The following is a 24,946-nucleotide window of genomic DNA, read 5'->3' on the forward strand; positions in this document are numbered from 1 at the left end:
CGGTCCGCCGGGGGCCGACACCGAACGGATACGTCATGCCCAAGAACAAGACGCACAAGGGGACCGCGAAGCGGATCCGCACCACCGGCTCCGGCAAGCTCCAGCGTGAGCAGGCCGGCCTGCGGCACCGCTTGGAGGTCAAGTCCCGCAAGGAGAAGCGTGACCTCTCGGGCGTGGTCGACGTTGCCAAGCCGGATGTGAAGCGCATCAAGAAGCTCCTCGGCCGCTGACTTTCCGCCCCACTTTCTTCGATCCGGCGACGTGCGCCCCGCGCGGACGACGCCGCACCACCCCAGGAGACACCCATGGCACGCGTGAAGCGCGCGGTGAACGCCCAGAAGAAGCGCCGCACCACGCTGGAGTCGGCCGCCGGCTACCGCGGGCAGCGTTCGCGGCTGTACCGCAAGGCCAAGGAGCAGATGCTCCACTCCATGAACTACGCCTACCGGGACCGTCGCGCGCGCAAGGGCGACTTCCGGCAGCTGTGGATCACCCGGATCAACGCCGCGGCCCGCGCCAACGACATGACCTACAACCGCTTCGTGCAGGGCCTCAAGGCCGCCGGCGTGGAGGTCGACCGCAAGAACCTGGCCGAGATCGCCGTGAGCGACCCGGCCGCGTTCGCCGCCCTGGTCAAGATCGCCAAGGAGAACCTGCCGTCGGGCACCGAGCGGGGCTCCGCGGCCTGAGGTGACCCGCAGCGGCTCCGGCGAGGGCCCGACGCCCGGTACCGAGCGCACCCCGCGCGTCGCAGCGGCTCGCAAGCTGCTGCGCCGCGCCGGGCGCGATCGGGCCGGGCGTTTCCTCGTCGAGGGGGCCCAGGCCGTCCGGGAGGCGCTCGCCGCGGGCCCGGTGCACGAGCTGTTCGTGACCGACGAGGCCGCCCTGCGCCATCCGGAACTTCTCGACGCCGCCCGGGACCGCGGCGTGCGCGTCGTGCCGGTCACCGACCGCGCCGCCGCCGGGCTGTCCGAGACGGTCACCCCACAGGGCCTGGTCGCGGTCTGCGACCTGCTCGACGTGCCGGTGGCGGAGGCACTCGCCGGTGCGCCCGGGTTCGTGACGGTCTGCGCCGGGATCTCCGATCCGGGCAACGTCGGCACCGTCGTCCGGGTCGCCGACGCGGCGGGTTGTGACGCCGTGCTGCTGGCCGGGGACACCGTCGACCCGCACAACGGCAAGGCCGTCCGGGCGTCCACCGGCAGCGTGTTCCACCTGCCGCTGGCCAGGGACCGGGACGCGGCCGGCGTGCTCGAGGCCTGCCGGGCCGCCGGCCTGACCACACTGGTGGCCGACGGGCGCGGTGAGCTGGACCTGCACGATCCGGCGACGACGCCGTTGCTGGCCGGACCGGTCGCATGGGTGCTCGGCAGCGAGGCGCACGGTGCCGGGCCGGGCCTGCTGGCCGCCGCGGACCATCGCGTGCGGGTACCGATCCACGGCCGCGCGGAGTCGCTCAACCTGGCCACCGCCGCGGCGATCTGCCTGTACGCGACGGTCGGTGCCCGCGCCGGGGTCGCCCCCGCGCCGGACCGCCGCGACGGCATCGCCGGGACCTGACGCCGCGTGCGCCGGCGTGGGCCGGTGTCGGCCGATCCGGGTCGGAGCCCCCGGGCGGCCCGCCGACCTGCGGGAAACCGGTTGGCAGCCGCCCTCTACGATCGAGGACACCATGAGTGACGACGCCGTGAACGAGAGCCCGCTGGACCCGGACGTGCTGAAGTCGGCCGTCGAGGCCGCGCGCACCGCGTTCGACGCCGCCGCCGACCTGGACGCGCTGGCCGCGGTGAAGCCCGCGCATCTCGGTGACCGGGCTCCGATCCCGATGGCCCGCCGTTCGCTGGGGCAGCTGCCCGGGCCGGAGCGGGCCGACGCCGGGAAGCGGGTGAACGCCGCCCGCCAGGAGGTGCAGGCCGCCTTCGACGAGCGTCGTGCGGTGCTGCTCGACGAGCGCGACGCCCGGGTGCTGCGCGAGGAGACCGTCGACGTCACGCTGCCCACCGACCGTCGCCCCCGCGGCGCCCGGCACCCGATCACCCAGCTGTCGGAGCGGATCGCGGACATCTTCGTCGCGATGGGCTGGGAGATCGCCGAGGGTCCCGAGGTCGAGGCGTCCTGGCTGAACTTCGACGCCCTGAACTTCGGCAAGGACCACCCGGCCCGCACCATGCAGGACACCTTCTACCTCGGTGATCCCGAGCGCGGCCAGGACTCCGGGATGGTGCTGCGCACGCACACCTCGCCGGTGCAGGTCCGTTCGCTGCTCGAACGCGACCTCCCGGTCTACGTCGCCTGCCCGGGCCGGACGTTCCGGACCGACGAGCTCGACGCCACCCACACCCCGGTGTTCCACCAGGTCGAGGGCCTCGCGGTGGATTGCGGACTGACCATGGCGCACCTGCGCGGCACCCTGGACGCCTTCGCCCGCGCCATGTTCGGTCCGGAGGCCGGCACCCGGATGCGACCGTCGTACTTCCCCTTCACCGAGCCGTCCGCCGAGGTCGACCTGTGGTTCCCGCAGAAGAAGGGCGGGCCCGGCTGGGTCGAGTGGGGCGGTTGCGGCATGGTGAACCCGAACGTGCTGCGCGCCAGCGGTGTCGACCCGGAGGAGTACTCCGGGTTCGCCTTCGGCATGGGCATCGAGCGGACCCTGATGTTCCGCAACGGCATCCCGGACATGCGGGACATGGTCGAGGGTGACGTCCGCTTCTCGGCCGCGTTCGGCGTCTGAGACGCCACCGAGGCACCACTTCCCGATCGAGGAGTTCTGAGCAGTGCGAGTGTCCGCGTCCTGGCTCGCCCGGCACATCGACCCGGCGGCGCTCCCGGCGAGTCCCGAGGACATCGGGGAGGCGTTCGTCCGGGTCGGGCTGGAGGTCGAGGAGATCCACCCGGCACCGGAGATCACCGGCCCGCTGACCGTGGCACGGGTGGCCTCGATCGAGGAGCTGACCGGGTTCAAGAAGCCGATCCGGTACTGCCGGGTCGACTTCTCGGACCGCGGGGACGACACCGCACGGCACCGGTACGTGGTCTGCGGCGCACGGAACTTCGACGTGGGCGACCTGGTGGTCGTCACCGAGCCGGGTGCCGTGCTGCCGGGTGGCTTCGCCATCGCCCAGCGGGAGACCTACGGCCGCATCTCCGACGGCATGATCGCCTCGGCGAAGGAGCTCGGTCTGGGCCCCGACCACACGGGGATCCTGGTGCTGCCGCCCGGCACGGCCGAGCCCGGCGCCGACGCGCTCGACGTGCTCGGCCTGACCGAGCCGGTCGTCGAGCTGGCCGTCACCCCGGACCGCGGTTACTGCTTCGCCGTCCGCGGCCTCGCCCGCGAGCTCGCCACCTCGCTGGACCTCGACTACACCGACCCGGCCGGGCGGGTCGCCGTCGCCGATGCCGACGGCGACGCCTGGCCGGTCCGGATCACCGACGGCGAGGGGTGCGCGCGGTTCGTGGTGCGCCGGGTGAACGGCGTCGATCCCGCCGCGCCCAGCCCCTGGTGGATGCAGCGGGCGCTGCTCTCCGCCGGGATGCGGCCGATCTCGCTGATCGTCGACGTCACCAACTTCGTGATGCTCGACCTGGGCCAGCCGCTGCACGCCTACGACGCCTCCCGGGTGTCCGGCACGATCGAGGTCCGCCGGGCCGCGGCGGGGGAGAAGCTGGAGACCCTCGACGGGCAGACCCGCGTCCTCGACGGCGACGACCTGTTGATCACCGACGGCTCGGGCCCGATCGGGCTGGCCGGGGTGATGGGCGGCGCGTCGACCGAGATCCCCGGCCCGGCGGAGCTGGGCCCCGGCGCCCGGGTGGACGTGCTGCTCGAGGCCGCGCACTTCTCGCCGCCGGTGATCGCCCGGGCCGCCCGCCGGCACAAGCTGCCCAGTGAGGCGTCCCGCCGGTTCGAACGGGTCGTCGACCCGGCGCTGCCGCCGGTCGCCGCCGAGCGGGCTGCGCAGCTGCTGGTCGAGCTGGGCGGTGGGACCCTCGCCGAGGGGCGCACCGACGAGGGCGGGATCCCGCCGGTGGCGCCGATCCGGATGCCGCTGTCGCTGCCCGACCGGGTCGCCGGGGTCGTCTACCCGCGCGGCGCGACGGTCCGACGGCTCACCCAGGTCGGCTGCACCGTCGAGCTGGACACCGGCGCCGACGGCCAGGGTGTCGTCGTGGCGACCCCGCCCACCTGGCGTCCGGACCTGCGGATGGCCGCCGACCTGGTGGAGGAGGTGCTGCGTCTCGAGGGCTACGAATCGATCCCCTCGGTGCAGCCCACCGCGCCCGCCGGCCGCGGGCTGACCCCCGCCCAGCAGCGCCGCCGGGCGGTGTCGCGGGCGCTGGCCGAGGCCGGTCACGTCGAGGTGCTGCCGTTCCCGTTCGTCGCCGACACGGTGTGGGACGACCTCGGGCTGGCCGCCGACGACGAACGCCGGCGCACCGTCGCCGTGACCAACCCGCTCGACGCGGAGCGGTCGCGGCTCGCCACCACGCTCCTGCCGGGGTTGCTGGACATGCTGGTGCGCAACCGTTCCCGTGGCAGCGAGGATCTCGCGCTGTATGCGATCGCGCAGGTCGTCCAGCCGCAGGAGAACCCGCCCCCGATGCCGGACCCGGCGGTCACCACTCGTCCGTCCGACGAGGAGTACGCGGCGATCCGGGCGGCGCTGCCGGCGCAGCCGGTGCACGTCGGGGTCGTGCTGGCCGGGAACCGGGAGCCGCGCGGCTGGTGGGGTCCCGGTCGCCCGGCGACCTGGGAGGACGCCGTGGAGGCCGCCCGGCTGACCGGTGCCGCGGCCGGGGTGGAGCTGCGCCCGCGGCGCGCCGAGCGTGCCCCGTGGCACCCGGGCCGGTGCGCGGAGCTGGTCGTCGCGGGTACCCCGACGGTCGTCGGGTACGCCGGTGAGCTGCACCCGAAGGTGGTCGAGGCGTTCGGGCTGCCTGCCCGGACCGTGGCCGCCGAGATCGATCTCGACGCGATCGAGCTGGTGGAGAACCTGCCGGTGCCGCGGGTGTCGGCGTTCCCGCCGGTGGCGGTGGACGTGGCGCTGGTCGCGGACGCGGAGGTGCCCGCGGCCGATCTCGCCGAGGCGCTCACCGCGGGCGCGGGGGAGCTGCTGGAGTCGGTGCGGCTGTTCGACGTCTACACCGGTGACCAGGTCGGTGCGGGGAAGCGGTCGCTGGCGTTCTCGTTGCGGCTGCGGGCCGACGACCGGACGCTCACCGGCGAGGAGGCCAACGCGGCCCGGGACGCCGCGGTCGCCGAGGCCGGTTCCCGGCACGGAGCCACTCTGCGCTGACGTGCCCGCCTCGTGCGGCGGGGCCTCCAGCGGCTCGCACCGGCGCCCAGCCAACATCACAGTCAAGGCTGACTGTTTCCCTGCTAGCGTCGGGACCCGGTGGCGCCGCCGGCGCCGTGTCCACCACCCGAAGGAGCGTGGAACGTGCGAGATGCAGTCATCGTCGAGGCGGTGCGGAGCCCGGTGGGCCGCCGCAAGGGCGGCCTGGCCGGGGTGCACCCGACCGACCTGTCGGCCCATGTCCTGCGGAGCCTGGTCGAGCGGGCCGGGATCGACCCGGCGCAGATCGACGACGTCGTCTGGGGCTGCGTGTCCCAGGCAGGCGAGCAGACCTTCGACATCGGCCGCAGCGCCGCGCTGGCGGCCGGGTTCCCCGAGACGGTGACCGGTGTGACCGTCGACCGCCAGTGCGGATCCAGCCAGCAGGCGGTGCACTTCGCCGCGGCCGGGCTGATCGCCGGGCAGTACGACGTCGCCGTCGCCGGCGGGGTCGAGTCGATGACCCGGGTGCCGATGGGCACGCCGCTGATGGACCAGAACCCGTTCGGCGAGGCGTTCATGGAGCGCTACGGCTCGTTCCCGAACCAGGGCGTCGGCGCCGAGATGATCGCCGAGAAGTGGGGCTTCTCCCGCACCCGGCTCGACGAGTTCGCGCTGCTCTCGCACGCCCGCGCCGCGCAGGCGCAGGACGCGGGCCGGTTCGAGGGCCAGATCGCGCCGGTGGCCGGGGTGAGCGCCGACGAGGGCATCCGCCGGGGCGGCACGCTGGAGAGCCTGGGCCAGCTCAAGACCGTGTTCAAGGACGCCGACCAGGGCGGCGTCATCCACGCCGGCAACTCCTCGCAGATCTCCGACGGCTCCGCCGCCCTGCTCATGACGACGAGCGAGAAGGCGAAGGAGCTCGGGCTGACCCCGATCGCCCGCGTGCACACCGCCGTGCTCGCCGGTGCCGACCCGGTCATCATGCTGACGGCACCGATCCCGGCGACCGAGAAGGCGCTGAAGCGCTCCGGCCTGTCGCTCTCGGACATCGGGGCCTTCGAGGTCAACGAGGCCTTCGCCCCGGTCCCGCTGGCCTGGCTCGCCGACATCGCCGGTGACGACGCGGGCGTCGCCGAGCGCACCAACCCGCTCGGTGGTGCGATCGCACTCGGACACCCGCTCGGCGGCTCCGGTGCCCGGATCATGACGACCCTGGTGCACCACATGCGCGACAACGGCATCCGCTACGGCCTGCAGACCATGTGCGAGGGCGGCGGGCAGGCCAACGCGACCATCCTCGAACTGCTGTAGACACAGCTCCCCGAGCGAACACCGGAAGGACACACATGGACATCAACGGATCCGTCGCGGTCGTCACCGGCGGCGCGTCCGGCCTCGGCCTGGCCACCACCGAGCGGTTCGTGGAGGCCGGCGCCAAGGTCGTGATCATCGACCTGCCGACCTCGCAGGGCGAGGCGGTCGCCGACAAGCTCGGTGACGCCGCCCGGTTCGCCGCCGCGGACGTCACCGACGAGCAGCAGGTCTCGGCGGCGCTGGACGCCGCGGAGGAGCTCGGCACCCTCCGGGTGGCGGTGAACTGCGCCGGGATCGGCAACGGCATCAAGACCTACGGCAAGGGCGGCCCGTTCCCGCTCGCCGACTTCGTCAAGGTCGTCAACGTCAACCTGATCGGCACGTTCAACGTGATCCGGCTGGCAGCCGAACGCATCGCGAAGGCCGAGCCGCTGGACGGTGACCGCGGGGTCATCGTCAACACCGCGTCGGTGGCGGCGTTCGAGGGGCAGATCGGGCAGGCGGCCTACTCGGCGTCCAAGGGCGGCATCGTCGGGATGACGCTGCCGATCGCCCGCGACCTGGCCGGTCTCGGCATCCGGGTGAACACGATCGCCCCGGGGCTGTTCGAGACCCCGCTGCTCGCGTCCCTGCCCGAGGACGTGAAGGAGTCGCTGGGCAAGCAGGTGCCGCACCCGTCCCGCTTGGGGCAGCCGGCCGAGTACGCCAAGCTGGCCGCGCACATCGTCGAGAACCCGATGCTGAACGGCGAGACGATCCGTCTCGACGGCGCGATCCGGATGCAGCCCCGGTAGGAGGCCCCGCAATGAGGCGCACGCTGTACGAGTCCGATCACGAGGACTTCCGCGAGGCGTTCCGCTCCTTCGTCGAGAAGGAGATCGTCCCGCACGAGCTGCAGTGGGAGCGGGACGGGATCGTCCCCCGCGAGCTGTTCACCACGGCCGGAGCGAACGGTTTCCTGGGCATCGACGTGCCCGAGGAGTACGGCGGGGGCGGGGTGCCGGACTTCCGGTTCAACGCCGTCATCGCCGAGGAACTGATGCGCTCGGGTGCTGCGGCGTCCGGGCTGGGCCTGACCCTGCACAACGACATCGTGCTGCCCTACCTGCTGGCCTACTGCAACGAGGAGCAGAAGCAGCGCTGGCTCCCCGGGGTGGTGGCCGGGACCTCGATCCTCGCCATCGCGATGACCGAGCCGGGCATCGGTTCCGACCTGGCGTCGATGTCGACGACCGCGATCCGCGACGGCGACCACTACGTCGTCAACGGAGCGAAGACGTTCATCACCAACGGCATCAACAGCGACCTGGTGGTCGTCGCGGTGAAGACCGACCCGTCGCAGAAGCACAAGGGCATGAGCCTGTTGATGCTCGAGCGCGGGATGGCGGGGTTCGAGCGCGGCCGGAACCTGGACAAGCTGGGCCAGCACGCGCAGGACACGGCGGAGCTGTCGTTCACCGACGTGCGGGTCCCGGTGGCGAACCTGCTCGGACCGGAGGAGGGCCAGGGGTTCACCCAGCTGGTCAGCAACCTGCCCCAGGAGCGGCTGTCGATCGCGATCGCGGCGGTCGCCGCGGCCCGCACGGCGTTGCACCACACGCTCGACTACGTCAAGGAGCGCAAGGCGTTCGGCTCGCCGATCGGATCGTTCCAGAACTCGAAGTTCGTGCTCGCCGAGCTGGACACCGAGATCGACATCGCCGAGCACTACGTCGACGACTGCGTGCGGGCGCTGAACGCGGGCGAGCTGACCGCGGTCGACGCCTCCAAGGCGAAGTACTGGTGCACCGAGCTGCAGGGCCGGGTGGTGGACCGGTGTCTGCAGCTGCACGGCGGCTACGGCTACATGACCGAGTACCCGATCGCGAAGGCGTACGCCGACGCGCGGATCACCCGGATCTACGGCGGTACCACCGAGATCATGAAGGAGGTCATCGGTCGGGGTCTCGGACTCTAGACTGCACCATGACCTCCGAACGGAGCACCACGACCAGGACCCGGGCGCAGCGGTCGCAGGACAGCCGCGCCCGGATCCTGGACGCCGCGGTGGCGTGCCTGATCGAGGGCGGCTACTCGGGCTCGACGACGTTGGTCATCCAGTCCGAGGCCGCGGTGTCCCGGGGCCGGCTCCTGCACCACTTCCCGTCCCGGGACCGGCTGCTGGTCGCCGCGGCGCAGCACCTCGCGGTGAAGCGGGTCGCCGACACCGAGGAGCGGGTCCGCCGGGTGGTCGAGCAGAACCCGCCGGCCGACGTGTTCGAGCGGGCCGACCTGGTGATCGAGCTGCTCTGGGAGAGTTTCTCCGAGCCACACTTCTGGGCGTCGATCGAGCTGTGGACGGCGGCGCGGGTGAACTCCGAGATCGCCGACGTGCTGCGGCCCGAGGAGAAGCGGCTCGGCGCCGCCATCCGGGCGTCGATGGCCAGGATGTTCGGCGACGAGCTGGCGTCCCGGCCGCGGTTCAAGCAGCTGCGCGACCTGCTGCTCACCTCGATGCGCGGGACGTCGATGACCTACACCTTCGACCGGCGCGATCCGCGCGAGGACGCGATGCTCGACCAGTGGAAGGACCTGGCCCGGCTGCTGCTGGCGCCGTGAGGCGTTCCCGCGTTCAGATCCCGCTGGTGCCGAAGTGCAGGCCGAACGGCCGGTTGCCGGGCCCGGCCGGTTCGGGGTGATGGACGCGCACCTGGTCGCGGCCCCCGCGCTTGGCGTCGTAGAGGGCGTCGTCCGCGGCGGCGAGCAGCGCGTCGAGCTCGGCGCCGTGCTCGCGGGAGGTGGCGACACCGACCGACACCGACAGCCCGCCGACCCGGCCTGCGGTGGCGGTGTCGACCTCCAGGGCCCGGACGCTGCGCCGGATCCGCTCGGCGACCTCCCGGGCCCGGCCGGACGCGACGTCGTCGGGTCGCAGACCGCCGAGCGCGACGACGAACTCCTCACCGCCGAAGCGGCCGGCCAGATCCTTCTCGCGGACCTCGTCGGTGAGCACGGCGGCGACCGCCTGCAGCACGTCGTCCCCGGCGAGATGACCGTGCCGGTCGTTGACGGTCTTGAAGTGGTCGAGATCGAGCAGCAGGACCGCGGTCTCGCGCCCGTTGCGCACGCAGTGCTCGATCATCCGCTGGGTGCGCCAGCGCCAGGCGGCCGGGTTGAGCAGACCGGTCTTGGTGTCGGTGTCCACCTGGTTCTCGAGCTGGCGGACCACTGTCGTCTGCTCCAGCACCAGCAACGGGAGGACGGCCAGCAGCACCAGCCACGGCGAGGTGTTGTCGATGATCACCGCGACCAGCCCGCCGAGCGAGAGCGTCGCGAGCTCCAGCAGGAACTCCGCGCCGAGCAGGACGGACAGGAACCTGGTGCCCGGCCGGGCCAGCCGGACCGCTCCGGTCACGAGCAGCGTGTTGACCGCGCAGTAGGCGAGCAACGAGCCGAGCACGACGGTCGCGTCACCGTGACCGGCACCGGGCGGTGGCAACACCTGCGCGGCGAGCCGAACCGCGTCGACCGCGAACACCGCCAGCACGACGGTCGCGGCGCTGAACACGTGCCGGTGCGCCGGTGTTCCCGCCGCGCGGGCGACCCGCAGGTAGAGGTGTGTGTAGACGGCGACGACGACCGCGGCGGCGAGTGCCGGCGGCAGGAGCAGGGCGCCGGAGAACGTCCAGACCGATGTCATGTTGACGTGATGGCTGCGGGCGACCCGGCGCCGGGTCCGTTCGGCGTTGAGCGAGAGCTCGGTGTGCCCGACCGGCGCCAGGGTCAGCAGCGCGGCGAGCAGCAGCTGCTCACCCGACGGCACGGAGGTGTGCAGCACGGAGGCGGTGAGCAGCCCGAGGGCCAGGGTGTCGACGGCGAGGACGAACACCAGCGCGCCGGTCGGGAGCTGACACGAACGGAACCCGAAGCGGCGCCGCACCGCGTGCCGCGGTGCCGCCTGGTGAGAACTCACGTTCCCGCTCACCGCCCGTCCGTCCGTCCGTGGCCGATCGGGACAGAGGCTACCGCCGGGTACCGGGCCGCCCCGGGAAGATCGTTCCGGTGGTCGGTCCGCACGGTGAACGGCACGATCGGGGCGACGGGCGCCTCAGGACGTGGTCAAGTCGTGACGCCCCGGTCCGGGACCACTCGGACGGGTGGGTAGCGGTGCCCGGTCGGGGCGCCCCGGGGTGACGGTGCCGGCTACGGCGCGGACTCCCGTTCGAGCCGGAGCAGCTCGAGGTGCTGCTCGTACTGGTCGAGCAGGTCGTCGACGAGCTGGCCGTAGTTGTAGCCCATGACGTTGTAGCCCTGCCCGCCACCGTGCAGGTGCACCTCGACCCGGTGGTGGTCGGTCCAGGACTCGGGTTCGGCCGCGGAACCGGGCTCGGCGGGGCGGCCCCGGCCGCCCCCGTCGGTGGCGGTGTCGTCGAGGGCGTAGCGGGGCAGGCCGGTCACCCGCGGCACGAGCCGGTAGACGAACGGCAGGCTCTCGTGGACCTCGGCGACGAGCTCGAGCGGTTGCATTCCCTCCGGCCGCTGCTCGCCGGGCTCGATCTCCGGGCCGTCGGCCGCCGAGCAGCGCCGGACCGTGGTCGGCACGCCCTGGCCGCGCAGCTCCGCGGCGACGTCCTCGAGCACCGAGGTGGCGGTCCCGGAGAGGAAGCTGTCGGCGCCCCGGCTGTCGGCGTGCCCCATCGTGCGGCGCAGCCGGCCCCGCCAGTCTCGGCCCGCGTCACCGTCACCGGCCGGTGTGCCGGGCCTGCTGCGTCCGGACAGCAGTGCGGGCAGGCTGGACTGCTTGCTCTGGGAGCGGTACCGCTCCAGGCGCAGTGCCTTGAACAGGCCGAACATCACCAGGAGCATGACGAACGCGAACGGCAGGCCCATGATCACCGTCGCGTTCTGCAGGGTGGTGATCCCGCCGACGAACAGCATTCCCAGGGTCAGCAGGCCGGTCGCGGCGGCCCAGAAGATCCGGTTGGCGGGCGTGCCGTCGTCGCGGGGGGTCTTGCGGTACGAGGTCAGGTTCGCCATGACCAGGGCGCCGGAGTCGGCGGAGGTCACGTAGAAGAGCAGCCCGGTCAGTGTCGCGAGCCCGGCCAGGAACGGGAACCACGGGTACTGCTCGAGCAGCATGTAGAAGCCGGACTCGGGCGCGTTCACCGCCGCGTCGGCGAGCTCGGTGTTGCCGCCCCGGACGCTCTCCAGTGCGGCGTTGCCGAAGATGGAGATCCAGAACAGGATGTAGAAGAACGGGATCACCAGTGTGCCGACGACGAACTGGCGGATCGTCCGGCCGCGCGAGATGCGGGCCAGGAAGAGCCCCACGAACGACGCCCAGGCGATCCACCAGGCCCAGAAGAACAGCGTCCACAGGTTCAGCCACTCGGCGACGTCCGGGTTCGCCTGTTCGAACGCGAACGTCTCCATGGTCAGCGCCGGGAAGCTGGACAGGTAGTCGCCCAGGTTCGTGACCAGCGCGTTGAGCAGGAACGAGGTGTTGCCGGTGACCAGGATGAACAGGGCGAGCAACAGCGCGGCGGCCACGTTCAGCTCGGAGAGCCGCTTGATGCCCCGGTCGACGCCGGACACGGCGGAGATCGTGGCGATGACCACGGCCACCGCGACGAGCGCGATCTGCGCACCGAGCCCCTGCGGGACCCCGAACATCACGTTCAACCCGACGTTGAGCAGCACCACCGCGATGCCCAGCGACGTGGCGATCCCGAAGATGGTGCCGAGCACGGCGGCCAGGTCCACCGCGTGCCCGACCCGGCCGAAGACACGCTTGCCGATCAGCGGGTAGAGCGCGGAGCGGATGGAGAGCGGCAGCTCGCGCCGGTAGGCGAAGTAGGCCAGGGCGATGCCCATCAGCGCGTACATGCCCCAGCCGGTGAGGCCGTAGTGGAACAGCGTCCACACGGTCGCCTCACGGGCCGCCTCGACGGTCTCCGGCTCGCCGACCGGCGGTGCCATGAACTGGGTGACCGGCTCGGCGACCGAGAAGAACATCAGGTCGGTGCCGATCCCGGCGGCGAACAGCATCGCCGCCCAGGAGAGGTTCGAATAGTCCGGCCTCGAATGGTCCGGGCCGAGCCTGATCGAACCGTAGGGCGACAGCGCGAGGAACAGCACGAACACGAGCACCAGTGAGGCGACCAGGATGTAGAACCAGCCGAAGCTGCTCGCGATCACCCCGACCAATGTGCCGATGACAGCGTCAGCGTTGTCCGGCAACAGGATCGCCCACAGTGCGACGACGACTACGCCGATCGCGGAACCGTAGAACACCGGCTTGTTGAGCCGGACGCTCGGCTCGTCGGGGCCTGCGCCGGCGGATCCTGGCTCCGCCTCGACGGACGGGTGATCGCTCATCGGGTCGAACCTCCTCGGATGCACAAACGGACCGACCCTATTCAGGTGGAAAGGCGTCTGCCATCCATTCTGGATAACGAATGGGACGCATCGTTAAGCGATGCCCGGACACATGGACGTCCGCTCGCTCACTCGGCGCGTTCCGCCGGGGGCGCCGTCAGGCGCGGGTCGCCGCCGTGAGCTCCCCGACAGCGCCGGCCACGGCACCGGGGTCCTCGTGCACCGCGGTCTCCCCGACCCCGGGCACGACCCGCACCTCGGAACCCATCAGCGCCTCCACCGGGCGGGCGATCCGGTCGTGGCGGTGCATCGCGTCGTGCTCGCCGACGAGAACCCGGTGCGGGATGTCGCGCCAGCGGCTCAGTACCGCGTTCGGCAGCAGCGCAGGCGGATCGCTCGGCCACACCGTGCGGCCGAGCAGCATCGTCCACTCGACGAGCAGATCGTGGTCGGGCGGCAACCCGTCGCCGTAGAACGGGCGCAGCAACCGGTTCGCGTTCGCCTCGGTGGGGGAGAGCCCGACCCGCAGCTCCCGCAGCGCGTACCCGAGATCGCCCGGGTACTCGTTGACCCCCACCGGGGAGACCGCGACGAGCCCGGCGACCCGGTCGCTGGTGGAGCAGAGGGCGACGGTGGCGCCGAGCCCGTCGGCGACGAGCACGACGGGCTCGTCACCGGCCACCGCCGACACGATCTCGGAGAGCCAGTCGTCGTAGCGGCCGACCAGGTCGTCGTGCGGCGGCTCGTCGTGACTCAGCCCGGGTTCACCGGGCAGGTCGACGACCGCGACCCGGTGCTGCCCGGCCAGCGCGGCGGTCAGTCCACCGAGGACCGCGGCGCTCTCCGCGGCGGCCGGCAGGACGAGCGCCCACGGCCCGGCCCGGCCGGCCAGCGTGACATGGGTCAGGCCGAGCGTGGTGGCCACCTCGGCCCGGTCCCGGACGGTCTCGTCGGCGGCCAGGCGGGCGGTGCACCAGTCGCGCACCTCGTGCCTGGCGGCCTCGCTGTCGTAGATGGACATCCGTCCTCGCCCCCGCCCTGATCGGTCCGTCCCAGACGGTACCGGCGGCCGTGCCGGGTCAGCTGCCGGGCGCGTTGCCCGCGACCGCCTCGGCCAGCTTCGGCGCGACGTCGTCGATCGCGTACGGCAGCGACAACGGGCTCGAGTACCCCAGTGCCGCGGTGAACTCGGTGTCGAACGGGCCGAGATAGATCACCCGGCCCTGTTCGACCGCGGGGATCGCCCGGAACACCGGATCGGTCTCGGCCTCGGCCCGCGGGCGGCCCAGCACGGCGAGCACGTCGGCGTCGAGCAGGCCCTGCTCCTCGAGCGAGAGGGTCTGCGAGTCGGGCCGGACCTCGAAGCCCAGGCCCTCGAAGAGCTGCGCGCGCAGGTCGTCGGTGCCCATGTCGTACGGGGTGCCCTCGATGTAGAAGCCCAGCTTGAGGGTCTTGCCGGCGAACTCGGGATGGGCTCGGGCGGCTTCGTCGAACTTTGCCCGGGTGTCGGCGACGACCCGCTCGGCCTCCGCCGTCCGGCCGGTGGCCTGACCGGTGATCCGGGTCTGCTCGTCCCAGGGCGCCGGGTCCGTGCCGTCCTCGGTGGACTGGGCGATGGTCGGTGCGATCCGGGACAGGGCGTCGTAGGTGGCCTTGTCCATGAACGAGTAGACGCCGAGGATCAGGTCGGGCTGCAGCGCGGCGACCTGCTCGACCGGGATGTCGGTGCCGGTCAGTAGCTGTGGTGCAGGCCCGCGGGACAGCGCCTCCTGGGCCCACGGGCGCTGTTCGTAGTCGTAGTCGCCGATGTTCTCGCGGACCCCGACCGGCTGCACGCCGACGGCGAGCGCGAAGTCGGCGTCGTTGAAGCCGACGGTGACCACCCGCCGGGGCTGTTCGGGGACGGTCGTGGAACCGAAGGCGTGCTCCAGCGTCACCGGGAACGCCCCGGACGCCGGGGCGTCACCGGCTGCGGGTTGCTCCTCCTCGGGGCCCGACGAGCAGCCCGCGAGGGCGAGCAGCAGGACCGCGCAGGCGGCGGTCGCGCGGAGCAGTGATCGGTGCATGACATCCTTTCCGAGGACCCGCCTGGTGCGGATCACGTGTGAGGGTCGCTCCGGGCGTGGGCACCCGACCAGGCCTCCCAGAGCCGGGCGTAGCGGCCACCGGCGGCGATCAGCTCGTCGTGCGGCCCCTCCTCGACGACCCGGCCGTCGTCGAGCACGACGACCCGGTCGGCTGCGGCGGCCTGGCTGAGCCGGTGGGCGACGACCAGGCCGGTCCGGCCGGCCAGCGCTGTCTCGGCGGAGTCCTCGAGCACGCGTGCGCCCGCGCTGCCGGCCTCGGCGGTGGCCTCGTCGAGCACCAGCAGGCGGGGATCGGCGAGCACGACACGGGCCAGCGCCAGCTGCTGTGCGGCGACCACCGGGAGCCGGTGACCACCGTCGCCGACGACGGTGTCCAGGCCCTCGGGCAGCGCACGCGCCCAGCCGCCGGCGCCGACCCGGTCGAGCGCGTCGAACAGCTCGGTCTCCCGGGCGTCGGGCCGGACGAGGCGCAGGTCCTCGGCGAGGGTCCCGGCGAAGACGTGTGACTCCTGGGTGACCAGCACGACCGCGTCCCGCCGCCGGTCCGGCTCGATGTCGGCGAGCCGGGCACCGCCGATCTCGACGGTGCCCGTGGTGGGGGCGTGCACCCCGGCGACGATCCCGGCCAGCGTCGACTTGCCCGCGCCGCTGGCACCGACCAGCGCCACCCGCTCCCCGGGTGCGATGTCGAGATCGACGTCGCGGAGCACAGGGTGGCCGTCGACGTAGTGGTGGGTCAGCCCGCGCACCCGCAGCCCGGCGCCGGCCGGGACGGCGGGGAGCGGGGGATCGGCGGGGCGATCGAGATCGGCGACGCCGACGATCCGGCGCAGCCCGGCCAGCGCGGTCTGCGCCGCGTCCAGCTGGTACAGCACGATGTTGATCGGGGTGAAGAGGTTGACGAAGTAGAGGGCGGCGGCGCTGGCCGTCCCGATCGTCGTAGCCCCGGCCGAGACCAGCCAGAACCCGGTGACGAGCACCGCGGAGAGCCCGATGTACTCGGCCAGGTTGAGGCGGGCGAACAGCCTGGTGTGCATCCGGACGACGGTGATCACCAACCGGGCCACCTCGGCGGCCCGTTCGGCGATGCCGGCCGCGTGCCGCTCGTGCAGCCGGAACGCGCGCACCGTGGGCAGCCCGGCCGCGGTGTCGAGCAGCAGCTGCTGCTGGGCGCCGCCGGCGATCCGCTGCGCGGTGTAGACCGGCGTCGAGCGGCCCAGGAACGACCGTGCGGTCCACACCTGGACGGGCACCGCGAACAGTGCCGCCAGCAGGAACCGCCAGTCCAGGACGGTGAGCGCGACCAGCGTGAGCGCGACGAGCAGGATCGCCCGGGCCAGCTCCGGGACGGCCTCCCGGACGGCTTCGCCGACCACCTGCACGTCGTCGGTCACCCGGGAGGTCAGGTCGCCGGCTCCGGCTGCCTCCACCCGCGCCTGCGGCAGGTGCAGGGCCCGGTCGACGAACCGGTCGCGCAGCCCGGCGAGCAGCGTCTCGCAGAACCGGGCGGCCAGTGCCACCCCGAGCGCCGCCAGGACACCCTGCACGACGGCGATCGCGGCCAGCCCGAGCACCGGCGGCAGGATCGTCGCGACACCGCCGGCGCCCCGGACACCGGCGACCCGGTCGACGATCTCGCCCAGCAGCGGTGCGGCGAGCAGGCTCGCCGCGGCGCCGGCCACCAGCACACCCAGCGCGAGGATCGCGGTGCCGCGGTGCGGCCTGCCCAGCTCGGTGAGGACCGCGCGGATCCGCCGGCCGGACGCGATCGGCAGCAGTACCTGGCTCACGCCGTCACCACTGCGCGGTAGCCGGTGTCGGCCATCAGTTCGGCGTGCGTGCCGCGCGCCCGTACCCGCCCGTCGACGACGAAGTGGACGGTCCCCGCCCTGGCCAGCAACGCCGGGCTGGTGGTGATCAGCAGCGTGCTGCGGCCGGCGCGGTGCTCGGCGAGGCCGTCGGCGATCCGGGCCTCGGTGACGGCGTCCACCGCCGTCGTCGGGTCGTGCAGGACCAGCACCGGCGCGTCGGCGGCGAGTGCGCGGGCGAGCGCGATCCGCTGCCGCTGCCCGCCGGACAGCGAGCGGCCCCGGGCCGCGACGTCGGTGTCGGCGCCGGCGGGCAGGGTGGCGGCGACCTGATCGGCGGCGGCCGCCGCCATCGCCGGCCGGGGGTCGGTGCCCTCCGGCGCACCGGCGACGACGTTGTCGTGCAGCGACCCGGCGAACAGGTGGGCGTCGTGCGCGGCGACCAGCACCGCTCCCCGGGCGACCTCGGCGGGCCAGGCGTCGAGCGGGACACCGTCGAGGGTGATCCGGCCGGCCGCGGGCTCGGTCTCGCGGGCCAGGCAACCGAGCAGTGCCGCGGCCTCCTCCGGGTCGGCGGCGACCACCGCAGTCAGGGCACCCGGAACGACGTCCAGGTCGATGCCCTCGGTCCGGCCGTCGAGGCGGACCCCGCGCAGCGACAGCACCCCCGGGCCCGAGCGCGGGTCGGCCTCGGGCAGCGGGGCGGCGGGCTCGCCGACGGCGGCGGGGGCGAACAGCACGGCGGCGATCCGGGCGGCGGACGCACGCGCCTGGGCCAGCCGGGCACTGACGAAGCCGACCATCTGCATCGGGCCGACCAGGAACTGGGCCAGCCCGACGGCCGAGACGAGCTGGCCGACGGTGATCGAACCGTTCAGTGCGGCGAGCCCGCCGACCAGGGCGATCACGGCCAGGAACAGGCCGTTTGCCAGCTGGACCACGCCGAGGAAACCCGCCTCGGCGCGGGTCGCCCGCAGGGTCGCGGCGAGCGCGTCCCGGCTGGAGGCGCGGTAGCGCCGGACGGCGGCCGGCCGGGCACCGAGCCCGGTGAGCACCCGCAGCCCGGACACCAGATCGGCGGCGGTGCCCGCGGCCCGGGCGGCCCGCTCCTGCTCAGGTCCGGACCGTCGTTCCAGCGGCCGGACGACCAGCTGCACCAGCCACAGCAGGGGCGGCGTGCCGAGCAGGATCAGCAGTCCGAGGGAGAGGTCGATCGTGAGCAGTGCGGCGGCGGCGACGACGACCGCGGCGATCGCGGCGAGCCCGAGCGGGAGCGCGGTGTTCAGCTCGGCCACCCGTTTGGTGTCCGAGACGGCGATGCCGGTCAGCTCGCCGGGGAGCCGGCCGGACTCACCACCACCACGGGGATGGAGCAGCCGGCCCGCGACCAGCCTGCGCAACCGGGCGTCCGCCCAGGCGTCGGCGTGCCACGCCTGCCGGGCGCCGAACCGGTAGGAGAACGAGAGCAGCAGGAAGTCCAGGGCCAGCACGGTGAGCCAGCCGGCCAGCGCCACCGGGTCGCCGGTCGCCACGGCCCGGTCGATGATCGCCCCCACCAGCAGCGGGACCAGCGCCTCACCGGCCTGGTGGGTGCAGAACAGCGCACCGGCTGCGCTGATCCGGCCCCGGTGGGCCCGGAGCGAACCGCGCAGGACGTCGCGCCCGGAGACCTCCCCGAGCGGAGATGGCTGCACCGACCCGATCACCCGGGGAGGGTAACCTTACCTTTGCAAGTACCTGGTTACCGGGCGGTCATGAGCGTGCGGTGAGGATCTCCCAGAGCACGTCGAGGTGGGCCCCGGTCGTGCCGACGGCCCCGAAGGCCACCCGGATCACCTGCCGCCCGTCGACCTCGGTGCCGGAGAGGAACACCCGGCCGTCGGCGTTGACCCGCCCGAGCAGCGCCGCGGTCGCGGACCCGTCCCGGTCACCGGTGACGCGCAGGCAGGCCAGCGACAGCACCGGATCGCAGGCCAGCTCCAGGCCGTCGTGCCCGCGGACCCGGCGGGCGAGCTCGTCGGCCAGTGCGACATGCCCGCGAAGGTGCTCCCGCAGCCCGGACAGCCCCTGACCGTGCAGCACCGCCCACAGCTTCAGGGCGCGGAACCGGCGCCCCAGCGGGATCTGCCAGTCCCGGAAGTCGACGACCGTCCCGGACTCCGACGCGGGGTCCCGCAGGTAGGCCGGGGTGATCGACAGCGCGGCCGGCAGCGCCCGCGCGTCGCGCACCCAGAGCAGCGAGGCGTCGAACGCGGTGAGCAGCCACTTGTGCGCGTCGGTGCAGAAGGAGTCGGCACCGGCCACGCCGTCGAGCACCCAGCGGTGCTCGGGGCACAGGGCCGCGACGCCGGCCCAGGCGGCGTCCACGTGCACCCACACGCCGTGGTCGCCCGCGATCCGGACGATGTCGGCGACCGGATCGGTGGCACCCGTCGAGGTGGTCCCGACGGTCGCGCACACCAGTACCGGCACCAGCCCGCCGTCGAGGTCGGCCCGGATCGCCTCGTCGAGAGCGGCCGGGTCCATCGAGGCCGTGCCGGGTGTGCAGGGCACGGTGCGCAGCCCGGCCGCGCCGAGCCAGGTGACCCGGACCGCCTTCGCCAGCGAGGAGTGCGTCTCGGGGGAGACGTAGACGCGTTCCCGGCCGGTCACCCCGCGGGCCCGCCAGCCGGTCTCCGGGTCGGGCGCGGCGCGGTGCAGGGCGGCGGTGAGCGCGACCAGCGCGGCCGACGACGCCGAGTCCTGGATCGATCCGCCGCCCCCGCCGTCGTGGGTGAAGGTCTCCGGCAGCCCGAACGCCCTGCCGAGCTGGTCGGTGATCGCCTGCTCCACCTCGGTGCAGACGGGGGAGGTGGACCAGAGCATGCCCTGGACGCCCGCCGCGCCGCTGAGCAGCTCGCCGAGCAGCGAGGTCAACGAGGCGTTGGCGGGGAAGTAGGCGTGGAACCCGGGGTGCTGCCAGCGGGTGTCGGCGTCACCGGTGACCGACTCGACCAGCGAGGGGAACCCGGCCAGCGGTTCCGGGGACTCGGCGGCCTCCCGCGGGAACCTGGCCCGGACCGTCCCGGGCGGGACGACGTCGCGGACCGGGTGCCGCTCGATCCCGGCCCGGGCGTCGGCCACCGCATCGACGAACAGGTGGCCGAGGGCGCGGAACTCGTCCGGGGTCAGATCGGGCACGGCCGCGACGCTACTCCGGTGCCGTGTTCGCTCACCTGGTGAGCGAACACACGGAGAGGGGGCACCAGACGGGGCCGGGACAACCCGGAAGGGGGAGGGGGAGTCGAACGGAACCGCTCACCAGGTGAGCGGTTCCGCAGTACCTGTGGGCCCTGTCCGGCCCGGCTCGCTGCGTGGCGCGCCTCCGGGGGAGAGTGCACCGGTGACCACCCCCTCCGCCGATCCGGTCGCGGACGGCCCCCGGCGGCTGCGGCTGTTGCAGCTCGCCGCCCTGATCAGCACCTGCGACCGGTTCGCGATCGCGCCGCTGCTGGTGCCGGTCGCCGTGTCGTTCGGCGTGCCGCTCGCCGCCGCGGCCGGTGCCGCGGGCGGCTACTTCCTCGCCTACGGCCTCATGCAGGTGGTGTGGGGGGTGCTCTCCGACCGGATCGGGCGGGTCCGGGTGATGCGGATCGCGCTGATCGGTGCGGTGCTCGGTGGGCTGGCGTCGGTGCTGGCCCCGACGCTGCCCGTGTTGATCGTGGCCCGGGTGCTGACCGGGGCGTGCACCTCGGCGCTCATCCCGGCCACCCTGGTCTACGTCGGTGACTCGTGGCCGGCCTCGGTCCGGCAGCGTCCGCTGTCCGACCTGCTCGCCGCGACCGCGGTGGGGACGGCGCTGGCCACCGCGGGTGCCGGGCTGCTCGCCGACCTGGCCGGGTGGCGTGTGGTGTTCGGGACGACCGCGGCGGCGGCCGCCGTCCTGCTGGTCGCGTTGCGCGCGTTGCCCGAACCGGTCCCGGCCGAGCCCGCGCCCGCCCGCGGCGCGGACGCCGACGGGCCGGCCCGCGGATGGTCGACCCTGCGGCCGGTGGGCACGGTGCTCGGCACCGGTTGGGCGTGGGTGGTACTGGTGCTCGCGTTCGTCGAGGGCGCCGTCGTCCTCGGCGTGCTCACCTACCTGGCGCCTGCGCTGCAGGCGGGTGGCAGCACGGCCGCGCTCGCCGGGATCGCGGCCGGCGGCTACGGCGTGGGGGCGCTGCTGTTCTCCCGGGTGGTGCGGCGGCTGGTCGGCCGGGTTCCCGCCGCCGCGCTGGCCGGGATCGGCGGCGCGTTCCTCGCGGCGGCGTGGGTCGGTCCGATCGTCGTGGTGCACCCGGTGACGGTGGCCCTCGCCGGGTTGATGCTCGGCGGCTGCTGGGCCTTCCTGCACTCCACCCTGCAGACGTGGGCGACCGACGTCGTCCCGCAGGCACGCGCGACGGCGGTCGCCCTGTTCGCCACCATGCTGTTCCTGGGCAGCTCGGCCGGGACCGCGCTGGGCGCGCCGCTCGCCGACACCGACCGGTTCGGCGCGCTGTTCCTGGCCGCGCTGGTCGTGTCCGTGCCGCTGGGCGTCGCGGCGGCACTGGCCCGTGCCCGCTACGCGCGGCACCGACCGCCGAGGGCTCAGACGTAGCGGTCGCGCAGTTCCCGCTTGACCAGCTTGCCTGTGGGCGTGCGCGGCAGGAAGTCGGTGAAGTCCACCGAGGCGGGCGCCTTGTAGTGGGCGATCCGCCCGCGCACGAAGTCGATCAGCTCGCGTTCCAGCTCCGGGCCGGTCTCGACCCCGTCGGACGCCTGGACGACGGCCTTGACCTGCTCGCCCATCTCCTCGTCGGGCACCCCGATCACCGCGACGTCGAGCACCTTCGGGTGCAGGGCGAGTGCGTCCTCGACCTCCTGCGGGTAGATGTTGACCCCGCCCGAGATGATCGTGAACGCCTTGCGGTCGGTGAGGAACAGGTAGCCGTCCTCGTCGACGAAGCCCAGGTCACCGGTCGTCGTCCAGTTGTCGTGCTCGGGATGCTGCGCGGCGAGCGTCCGGCCCGGGTCGCCGTGGTACTCGAACGGCCGGGTCTCCCGCTCGAAGTAGACGGTGCCGACCTCGCCGGGCCCGAGTTCGTTGCCCTCGTCGTCGCAGATCCGGATCGTGCCCAGCCCGGCCCGGCCGACCGAACCGGGGCGCTCGAGCCACTGCGCCGAGTCGATGAAGGTGATGCCGATCGCCTCGGTGGCGGCGTAGTACTCGTGCAGCACCGGCCCCCACCAGTCGATCATGGCCTGCTTGACCTCGACCGGACAGGGCGCGGCGGCGTGGATGGCCACCTTCAGCGACGAGAGGTCGTACGCGGACCGGACCTGCTCGGGCAGCTTCAGCATTCGCACGAACATCGTCGGCACCCACTGCGAGTGGGTCACCGAGTACCGCTCGACGAGGGCCAGTGCCTGCTCGGGATCGAAGCGCTCCATCACCACGACGGTCCCGCCCAGCGCCTGCACGGTGGCCGAGAACCGCAACGGCGCCGCGTGGTAGAGCGGCGCGGGCGACAGGTAGACCGTGTCGGTGTCGAACCCGTACATCGGTCCGAACAGCGCCTGGTAGGTGTCGCCCGGCTCGTCGACCCGGCGCCCCGGCAGCGCCGGTTTGACGCCCTTCGGGCGCCCGGTCGTGCCGGAGGAGTACAGCATGTCGGCACCGCGCGGCTGCTCGGCCGGCGGCTGGGCCGACACTCCCTGCAGCGCGGAGTCGTAGTCGGCGTAACCGGTCGCGCCCGGGATCTCGCCACCGAACGCGAGCCGCAGCGGGACCTCGACGTGGTCCTCGACCGCGGCGGCCAGCCCGGCCACCCCGGCCGAGGCGATGAGCGCCTTTGCGCCGCAGTCCCGCACGATGTAGGCGGCCTCGGGCGCGGACAGGTGGTGGTTCACCACCGTCACGTAGAGCCCGGAGCGCTGCGCGGCCCAGTAGACCTCGAACAGGCGCGGGGTGTTGTCCGAGATCAGCGCGACGACGTCGCCCTCCCGCAGGCCCGCCGCACGGAAGTGGTTCGCGAGGCGGGCCGACCCCTCCTCCAGCTCACCGAACGTGAGCGTCTCGCCCGATCCACCCATGATCACGGCCGGCTTGTCGGGAGTGGTTGCGGCGTGCGTGCCAGGGAACATCAGGGCCTCTCGTCGTCGGTCGTGCGATGTCGCACGGACTCTCCGGCGCTGATCCTGCCATCCGGCCGCCGCGGGGCGGCACGCACCGATTCCCGACGCCCCCCGCCCCGCCCCGGCGGGAGCGGTCAGTGCGCGTTCTGATACGCCTGCAGAACCGATGTCGGGATGCGCCCACGCTCCGAGATCTTCATCCCCTGGGCGATCGCCCATTCGCGTACGGCCCGGTTCGCGGCCCGTTCGGAGGCGCTGGAACCGTTCGACGACGACGTCGCCTGCGCCGACCCCCGCCGACCGCTCGACCGGCGGGCGGCGGCGATGAAGGGGGCGAGGGATTCGCGGAGTCGCTGGGCATTCGCAGCGGACAGGTCGATCTCGTAGGCGCGGCCGTCGACGGCGAACTCCACCTGCTCGTCGGCCTCGGAGCCGTCGATGTCGTCGATCAGCGTGATCGTCGTCTGCTGCGCCACGTCGTCATTCCTTCCGGGGGAATCTCGGAGCTCCGAGCGGATGAATCGTCACCGCCGGTGCGAGTCGGTATCCCGCTCGGGGCCCTCGGAACCGCGGTGAAGCATTTTCTGAGCAGAACAGTAAGGGATGCTGATGTGCCGTGTCGAACCCCTCGCGGATAAGCGCCGGAGTTGTTACCGGGCGAACCGGGGATACGGCGTCCGGGTGAGGCGGAATCGGCGGAAAGGCCGCACGGCCCGGCGGGGACGATCAGCGTGGCGTCGGCCACCACGGCTCGGTCGGGAGGGCGGTGGCGTACGTGGCGGGACCTTCGGACAGGTCGATCCGCCGGCCCGGTCGCGGCAGCGCCAGCAGGACCCCCTGCGCGGCGGCGGCCCGGCGGACCCGGGCGGCCGGCTCGTCCCACGGGTGGAAGCCGAGGTTGAAGGTCGCCCAGTGGATCGGCAGCAGCACCTGCCCGCGCAGATCACGATGCGCGGCGACGGCCTGCTCCGGGTCGGTGTGCACGTCCGGCCAGAGATCGGCGTAGGCACCGATCGGCAGTACCGTCAGATCGAACGGGCCGTGCTCCGCCCCGGTACGGGCGTGCACCCGGCTCGGGCCGGTGTCGCCGCCGAGGTAGACCGAGTGCCGGGCACCGGCGACCTTCCAGGCCGCCCACAGCGTGGTGTTGCGGCGGATCCCGCGCCCGGAGAAGTGCCGGGTCTCCAGGCAGGTCAGGGTCAGCCCGCGCACCTGCACGACGTCGTCCCAGTCGCGTTCGACGACCCGGTGGCCGGGGATGCCCCAGGCCCGCAGATGGGCTCCGACACCGAGGGGACCGACGAAGACCGCCTGGGTGTCGCGGGCCAGCCGGAGCACCGTCGGCCGGTCCAGGTGGTCGTAGTGGTCGTGGGTGAGCAGCACCAGGTCGATCTCGCCGAGTGCGGACAGCGGGGCGACCGGGGGATGCAGCCGGCGCGGGCCGAGGCGGGGGACCGGGGTGGCGTACTCGGACCAGACCGGGTCGACGAGCACCCGCGAACCGTCGACCTCGAGCAGTACGCAGGCGTGTCCCAGCCAGGTCACCGCCAGCGCGGCAGGTTCGGGGGTCCGCTCCAGCGGGGCCAGCGGGACCGGGCCGGCCGGGACGCCCTCGGTGGTCCGGCTGCGCAGCATGTTGAGCAGCATCCAGAACGACGCCTTGGCACGCGGCAGGCCGGGTTCGGTGTTGGCGAAGATCCCGTTGATCGCGTTCGGCGAGCGACCGGTGACCCGGCGCAGCTGTGCGCGCGACGCGCCCATGTTGCGGCGCACGTGCAGGCCGAGTCCGGCCAGGCCCAGCAGCGGTGCGGTCAGTGCGGCGAGGGTGGCGGCGCGGGAGAGGCGGGACACGATCACCACACTACGATCACCCCGGTACCGCCACCCGGCACCACCGCCCCGGCAGGATCGTCCCCGGTGCGGCCGTTCGGGCCCGACGTGCGGGCCCGGGTCGCGCCTACGCTGC

20 protein-coding genes are annotated in these 24,946 nt (G+C 73.3%); 10 read left to right on the top strand and 10 right to left on the bottom strand.

Features of this window, described 5'->3' with window-relative positions; translation table 11 throughout:
• Positions 1-35: 35 nt before the first annotated feature.
• From rpmI to AB0J24_RS21700, 9 genes are all read left to right on the top strand, one after another.
• Positions 36-230, top strand: coding sequence for a 50S ribosomal protein L35 (gene rpmI, locus AB0J24_RS21660; protein ID WP_358684059.1), 195 nt, complete (start codon positions 36-38; stop codon positions 228-230).
• Positions 231-305: 75 nt separating this feature from the next.
• Positions 306-689 (top strand): 50S ribosomal protein L20, encoded by a 384-nt coding sequence (rplT, locus tag AB0J24_RS21665; protein WP_358684061.1) that lies wholly within the window; start codon positions 306-308, stop codon positions 687-689.
• Between the two features lies 1 nt (position 690).
• Positions 691-1,560, top strand: coding sequence for an RNA methyltransferase (locus tag AB0J24_RS21670; protein WP_358684063.1), 870 nt, complete (start codon positions 691-693; stop codon positions 1,558-1,560).
• A gap of 112 nt (positions 1,561-1,672) precedes the next feature.
• The gene (gene pheS, locus AB0J24_RS21675; RefSeq protein ID WP_358684065.1) at positions 1,673-2,731 is read left to right on the top strand and encodes a phenylalanine--tRNA ligase subunit alpha; all 1,059 of its coding nucleotides are present in this window, start codon (positions 1,673-1,675) and stop codon (positions 2,729-2,731) included.
• A 43-nt stretch (positions 2,732-2,774) separates the two neighbouring features.
• The gene (gene pheT, locus AB0J24_RS21680; RefSeq protein WP_358684067.1) at positions 2,775-5,297 is read left to right on the top strand and encodes a phenylalanine--tRNA ligase subunit beta; all 2,523 of its coding nucleotides are present in this window, start codon (positions 2,775-2,777) and stop codon (positions 5,295-5,297) included.
• 144 nt (positions 5,298-5,441) lie between these two features.
• Positions 5,442-6,590, top strand: coding sequence for an acetyl-CoA C-acyltransferase (locus AB0J24_RS21685; protein ID WP_358684069.1), 1,149 nt, complete (start codon positions 5,442-5,444; stop codon positions 6,588-6,590).
• A gap of 35 nt (positions 6,591-6,625) precedes the next feature.
• On the top strand, positions 6,626-7,387 hold the full coding sequence (locus AB0J24_RS21690) for a 3-hydroxyacyl-CoA dehydrogenase (RefSeq protein ID WP_358684071.1): 762 nt from the start codon (positions 6,626-6,628) through the stop codon (positions 7,385-7,387).
• Positions 7,388-7,398: 11 nt separating this feature from the next.
• Positions 7,399-8,550, top strand: coding sequence for an acyl-CoA dehydrogenase family protein (locus tag AB0J24_RS21695; RefSeq protein ID WP_358684073.1), 1,152 nt, complete (start codon positions 7,399-7,401; stop codon positions 8,548-8,550).
• Positions 8,551-8,558: 8 nt separating this feature from the next.
• Positions 8,559-9,191 (top strand): helix-turn-helix domain-containing protein, encoded by a 633-nt coding sequence (locus AB0J24_RS21700; protein ID WP_358684075.1) that lies wholly within the window; start codon positions 8,559-8,561, stop codon positions 9,189-9,191.
• Positions 9,192-9,204: 13 nt separating this feature from the next.
• Here AB0J24_RS21700 and AB0J24_RS21705 read toward each other — a convergent pair whose 3' ends face one another.
• From AB0J24_RS21705 to AB0J24_RS21735, 7 genes are all read right to left on the bottom strand, one after another.
• Positions 9,205-10,545 carry a GGDEF domain-containing protein gene (locus AB0J24_RS21705; protein WP_358684077.1) on the bottom strand — a complete coding sequence of 447 codons (1,341 nt, stop codon included), beginning with the start codon at positions 10,543-10,545 and terminating at the stop codon, positions 9,205-9,207.
• Between the two features lie 230 nt (positions 10,546-10,775).
• Positions 10,776-12,950: a choline BCCT transporter BetT gene (betT, locus tag AB0J24_RS21710; RefSeq protein ID WP_358684079.1), complete on the bottom strand. Its 2,175-nt coding sequence runs from the start codon at positions 12,948-12,950 to the stop codon at positions 10,776-10,778.
• Between the two features lie 157 nt (positions 12,951-13,107).
• Positions 13,108-13,971, bottom strand: coding sequence for an alpha/beta hydrolase (locus AB0J24_RS21715; RefSeq protein WP_358684081.1), 864 nt, complete (start codon positions 13,969-13,971; stop codon positions 13,108-13,110).
• A gap of 58 nt (positions 13,972-14,029) precedes the next feature.
• Positions 14,030-15,016 carry an ABC transporter substrate-binding protein gene (locus tag AB0J24_RS21720; RefSeq protein WP_358684083.1) on the bottom strand — a complete coding sequence of 329 codons (987 nt, stop codon included), beginning with the start codon at positions 15,014-15,016 and terminating at the stop codon, positions 14,030-14,032.
• A 32-nt stretch (positions 15,017-15,048) separates the two neighbouring features.
• On the bottom strand, positions 15,049-16,827 hold the full coding sequence (locus AB0J24_RS21725; protein WP_358684085.1) for an ABC transporter ATP-binding protein: 1,779 nt from the start codon (positions 16,825-16,827) through the stop codon (positions 15,049-15,051).
• Positions 16,824-18,551, bottom strand: coding sequence for an ABC transporter ATP-binding protein (locus AB0J24_RS21730; RefSeq protein ID WP_358684087.1), 1,728 nt, complete (start codon positions 18,549-18,551; stop codon positions 16,824-16,826). The genes AB0J24_RS21725 and AB0J24_RS21730 overlap by 4 nt, the downstream gene beginning before the upstream one ends.
• A gap of 46 nt (positions 18,552-18,597) precedes the next feature.
• Positions 18,598-20,025, bottom strand: a complete 1,428-nt coding sequence (locus tag AB0J24_RS21735) for a pyridoxal-dependent decarboxylase (protein WP_358684089.1) — start codon at positions 20,023-20,025, stop codon at positions 18,598-18,600.
• A gap of 202 nt (positions 20,026-20,227) precedes the next feature.
• Between AB0J24_RS21735 and AB0J24_RS21740 the strand changes: the two genes are divergently transcribed.
• On the top strand, positions 20,228-21,463 hold the full coding sequence (locus tag AB0J24_RS21740) for an MFS transporter (RefSeq protein WP_358684091.1): 1,236 nt from the start codon (positions 20,228-20,230) through the stop codon (positions 21,461-21,463).
• Here AB0J24_RS21740 and AB0J24_RS21745 read toward each other — a convergent pair.
• The 3 genes from AB0J24_RS21745 to AB0J24_RS21755 form a co-directional block, all read right to left on the bottom strand.
• Positions 21,454-22,989 (bottom strand): acyl-CoA synthetase, encoded by a 1,536-nt coding sequence (locus AB0J24_RS21745; RefSeq protein WP_358684093.1) that lies wholly within the window; start codon positions 22,987-22,989, stop codon positions 21,454-21,456. The two genes, AB0J24_RS21740 and AB0J24_RS21745, sit on opposite strands and share 10 nt — an antisense overlap.
• 125 nt (positions 22,990-23,114) lie before the next feature.
• Positions 23,115-23,456: an Lsr2 family protein gene (locus AB0J24_RS21750; protein ID WP_358684095.1), complete on the bottom strand. Its 342-nt coding sequence runs from the start codon at positions 23,454-23,456 to the stop codon at positions 23,115-23,117.
• Positions 23,457-23,706: 250 nt separating this feature from the next.
• Positions 23,707-24,831 carry an MBL fold metallo-hydrolase gene (locus tag AB0J24_RS21755; protein ID WP_358684097.1) on the bottom strand — a complete coding sequence of 375 codons (1,125 nt, stop codon included), beginning with the start codon at positions 24,829-24,831 and terminating at the stop codon, positions 23,707-23,709.
• Positions 24,832-24,946: the final 115 nt, after the last annotated feature.

This window comes from Pseudonocardia sp. NPDC049635, assembly GCF_040659795.1.
Classification (GTDB): domain Bacteria; phylum Actinomycetota; class Actinomycetes; order Mycobacteriales; family Pseudonocardiaceae; genus Pseudonocardia.